Source organism: Bradyrhizobium sp. P5_C11_2, assembly GCF_054049755.1.
In genome coordinates this window covers 1-4,322 of sequence record NZ_JBFULT010000611.1, presented here as the reverse complement: position 1 = coordinate 4,322, position 4,322 = coordinate 1, and the positions used below count along the sequence as shown (strand labels likewise).

Here is a 4,322-nt window from a genome sequence, read left to right as displayed (position 1 = left end):
GTATAGGGGCGAGCCGCCAAATCTGCCGCCGACGCGGGGGCGGATAGAGCCACGGCCATCATCCCGGCCGCGGCAATCAGAAGCTTTTTCATTACGAGAAATCTCCCCAGAACGAAGTTCAAAAAAGGCACCACGCCCACCTGACGCCCACCTAAGGAATCAATGCTATCCCGTTCGCCTGCAGGTTGATGTAGCGAAGCCGCAACACTCGGCTCAGATGTTTAGCGGCAATTCTTTATATCTATTAAGGACTTGCAGGGAACCAAATGCCCCCTAACGTGCATATTACGGAAGAAGAGAACCCGACGCCCTTGGAGGGTCGGGAGTTTGGTTTGTAGATCGCTTTTAGGTGATGCCCCGACGAGTCCGCCACTGCGCAAGTCGCGCGGCTGCCTCGGCAATCTCAGCTTCGGAAGCGATATCAACCGGGGTGTATAAAAAAGAACATCCTGCGCGACCTTTTCGTGCCGTAATGCTGCGAGGGCGATCTCAGAGTGGCCGACAATAGGCAGACAGACTAGACAGATTTTGCTGGTGACACGGCCATGGTGGACAATAGGGAGTAGGTGCAATGAGAGTCTCCTCGATTGTCGGACTGCTGTTTGCAGCAGTGATGTTGGCGATCATTCYGGTCTCGCCGCAGGTGACACCGCGCGGCGTGGAGTTAAGCGCTGATCAAGCGCAGGCCGTCACGTACCGGCGCGCCCGCGTGACTGCGCGTCGTGTCGACCGTCGCGATTACCGCTATACGCGTCGCGCTGTGCGACGTGGTGCTTATTAACGGAGCGCGATGGGCAAGGGTGTTGGCGCGGGCAGAGAGCCAGAACCGGTTCCAGTCGTCGCAACGCGCGAGGCATGCTATGACCCCTCTACCAGCGGGCGACGCGTTCCTTACGGTCGCCATTATGAGCGCCACTTTCCTGACAGAGGTCGCTCTTTTCATCCTGATTGGAATGATCTGAACGGAGCGCAAGTGGCGGCGGCTCCCGTTAAAGTCTGCTCAGTCGGGCATAGCGGACAAGATTGGCGCAGGTTTGGTATCCGGGCGATCAGCGCGATCGAAAGCGCTTGACGCCGGTGGTATGATTTCCGCGATGTGGCCGTACTGACAGTCCCGATGCGTCGCCACGCATGCCCGAATAGATGGAGAAGGTCGGGTCCGCGGCTAATGCCGCGGCGGGTTCCCATGCCGAGGCGGGCGTCGCAAGGAGCGCGGAAAAAACGAGCGCTGCGCCCAAAAATTTGAAGCTGGTCATGGTATCCTCTTGTTACGCGTGCAACCGATGCGCGTGCTGTCGACATGAATGACAGTTAGGCGTTGGCATTCCCCTCGCGCAGGGGTGGCGCAATCACGCTTCGTCGATCGGCGTGATGCTGATGTCGGCAACCGGCCGCGTTTCGCAAGCCGTTGAAAAACTCTCTCCGGACTGTGAATAGAATTTTAGCCGCCGATGGCGCGTACACGCGCAACGGCGCGTGACGAGCGCGGGCCGGAATTTGTGATCGATTCCTCCGCCGACCTCGCGCAGCGGTAAACGACCATGAACAAATATTTCAATTTAAGGCGCCGGTCGCTCCACCCATTTCCAAAGCAGACGCCAAAATGTTTTGGCTTCTGTATCCAATGGAGAAAATGAAATGACCAGATTCAAAGTTCTGTCGGCTGGGCTGATCGCCGCATCCATACTGACCACGCCCCTGATGGCTCGGGAATATTGGCACGTCGCGAGGTCCGATGTCAGCGCCCCGCGTGGCGCCCTTGATGGGCGCGACTGCGTCCGCGCTCCGGACGTCGGCGCATATGCGTCGGACCCCTACACCAGACCCCCGTGCGAACCCACGTCGTTTAATTGATCAGTCGGCGCCGCATCGGGCTGAACAGCCCAGGCAATGAACCCGGATCGATAACGGTGTGCCCCTTGGCACTGTAATGTGGGGAGCCTGCGAATAGTTCGGGCTGGGAGCCGATTTGTCACCAGCCCGAATTCTTTAAATGACCCCACGCTGCTGCTGCCGAGCATCCCAATTCGCTGCGGTGGTCCGGTTGTGGCCCTTTTGYGAAGTGGCTGCCGACACCGAGTACGTCCGATTAGCGGTGGCAGACCGGAAGTGCGCGGGCCGTAGCCAAAACGGCGCTCTTGACCCAATCATGCTGGCCGCGAGGGCAAGGCCAACGCAAAGAGGACTGCGGATCCGGTCACTCATTATCTGTCACCTTGGCAACCAGACCCTAACGAAACCTGCGTCCCGTCGTCGGGCCGAGCTTGATCTATCTCAAGTCCCTGAGCGGCGATTGGCGTTGGTTGGCTTGCCCGATCGGACAGCCAGGTCCGATGTTCGGGGGGCACACAGCGCGCAACGCACGCCGAATGAAGTTGTCGCGATCAGATGGATAGCCGCAATGGATTCGCTTTGTCGGAGGAGAAAATGAAGCGAGCCGTCCTCATGACGACCATTGTCGCTCTCGGGGTGATCCAGGGGACACGCGCCGAGCTCCAGGCCGCCCAGTGTTCGTCCTTCTACATCTCGGAAATCAATCTCGTATCGACGGCCGACGGCGAGGCCGGGCACGTTCAGACCTTTGTGGGGTTTGGCCCCTCCAAGGAAGAGGCAGAGAAGAGCGCCCTGGGATGGTGCTCGCATATCAGGTTCGATCTTGAGACCTGTTTGAATTCGGATCGCCTGACCGCTCGCAACTCTCCGTCAGGCGGAGGTGACGCCGCACTTCATCTCAAGTACATGAAGGCAGTTGCGCGCATTACCRGCTGCAGTTAGAGCGCGTTCGCGASCGATCGAACGCGCTTGATCTATATCAAGCAGCTTGTGGCCATCTYGCAGCAGGTAACAGACGACGTAGCAGGACGAGCCCAGGTCAATGTTTCGGGGGCGCACCGGAGCGACCGGCATGCCACTGGCGGCATATTTCTGGAAGGTCGGAGCAGTGTTGCTCGCACTGCTCWTTGTYGCAGATTATTGGCTGCSGAGGGCCCCGACCGTCGATCAGGCGGCTGCGGACCGGCCGGCCATACKYATCCACTCAGATCGCAAATGGCCCGAGCGTATTGTCTTCGATACCCARTYGCCGGTGATCGTCGCCGCTGCGYCCGTGGCCGRGGCGACCGAGRTCGCAACTTCGTCGGATGTGGCCGAACCGCCCGTTACCGTCAGACAGAGCCCGGCGGTGGCGAATTCCTTCGCGATGCTGCCGAAACCGGATACACGYCCGCCTGAAACCGTCGATCGCAAGCGACAACGCAAGATGTTGCATGTTGCGGCTCGACCGAGGCGAAACSTCCAGCCGCAGATGCTTCTGGCGGCACRACAAGGGCAGTTCGGCTGGTTCGGCTTCAGARCCTGGTGATCGGCGTCCGGATACGATCCGAACGCCGAGTCTCGCGGCGCCTATTCGTACATCGCACAGACACTTCCCTGCCAACGGAGACACCTGCGCGCAACGCGCCGGGTTTGGCGGATCGTCGTCCTTGCAACGCAGACGCCGTTGATCCGCGTTCTGCCCACTCCGCAGGCGGCCGCGACCGGCGTGATCAGGCTCTCGGATTGGGGAAGCGGCCCGGGCGCCATGCTCAGAGCTGACGTCCCGAACATCAAGGTGAAAGTTGCGACGGCTAACCATCTCATCATGATGCATCTCCTTTCCAACCAAACGAACGCGAGGTTGCGCTCGCGAATGCAGCAGCCGCCGAAGCAAATCGTTTTGCCTCCATGATCGCCTCCATGAGCCGGGCAAATCCGGCATCATGAGGTTGGAAATTTCGGCGCGCCCCTTGCGCTAGATCAAGGGACGGCTCCGCTCTCCGGAAACTTCGCGAAGGTGAGGCAGATGTGCTGCCACTTTTTATGTGCATTTTTGTATCGTGAGTCGTTGCTGCGGCGAATCACGCGACCACAAACATCCTTGGTGTGGATCAACCAGCGCTCCTGCGCCGGCAAAATGCTGGACGCATCGCTATTGGCTGCGCAGGAATGACCTCGCATGCCGCAGGCCTGCGAGAACGGATGCGCTTGAGCATCAACGATTGGCTGCTGACGCTACTCACAATTCTGCTCGTATCGATCTGTATCCGGCGACGTTGTTGGCGCGACCAGTCACGCTGGAAGTCGGGGAGCAAATTGAACACGTCCACCAACAATCACCGCAGCGCCGGTCTTAAGCTGCAGACTGATGGCAGATTTCTGCGTGGCAGCGCCGCAAGCAAACGGATCCAAACTCCGGCCCTGCTGTCCTTTGGTGCAATGAACCTTAGGACAATACCGAGAATGTACTATCCCTGAAACTCTCGTCACCATGCGCGCCCCTAACC

General features: G+C 59.3%; 2 protein-coding genes. One reads left to right on the top strand and one right to left on the bottom strand.

Translation table 11 applies throughout. The features are described 5' to 3' along the window. Nucleotides 1–1,049: 1,049 nt before the first annotated feature. On the bottom strand, nucleotides 1,050–1,256 hold the full coding sequence (locus tag ACXJL8_RS35225) for a hypothetical protein (RefSeq protein WP_456624348.1): 207 nt from the start codon (nucleotides 1,254–1,256) through the stop codon (nucleotides 1,050–1,052). A 1,171-nt stretch (nucleotides 1,257–2,427) separates the two neighbouring features. On the opposite strand from ACXJL8_RS35225, the gene ACXJL8_RS35220 reads away from it, so the two are divergent. Then, the gene (locus ACXJL8_RS35220) at nucleotides 2,428–2,775 is read left to right on the top strand and encodes a hypothetical protein (RefSeq protein WP_456686475.1); all 348 of its coding nucleotides are present in this window, start codon (nucleotides 2,428–2,430) and stop codon (nucleotides 2,773–2,775) included. Nucleotides 2,776–4,322 lie beyond the last annotated feature (1,547 nt).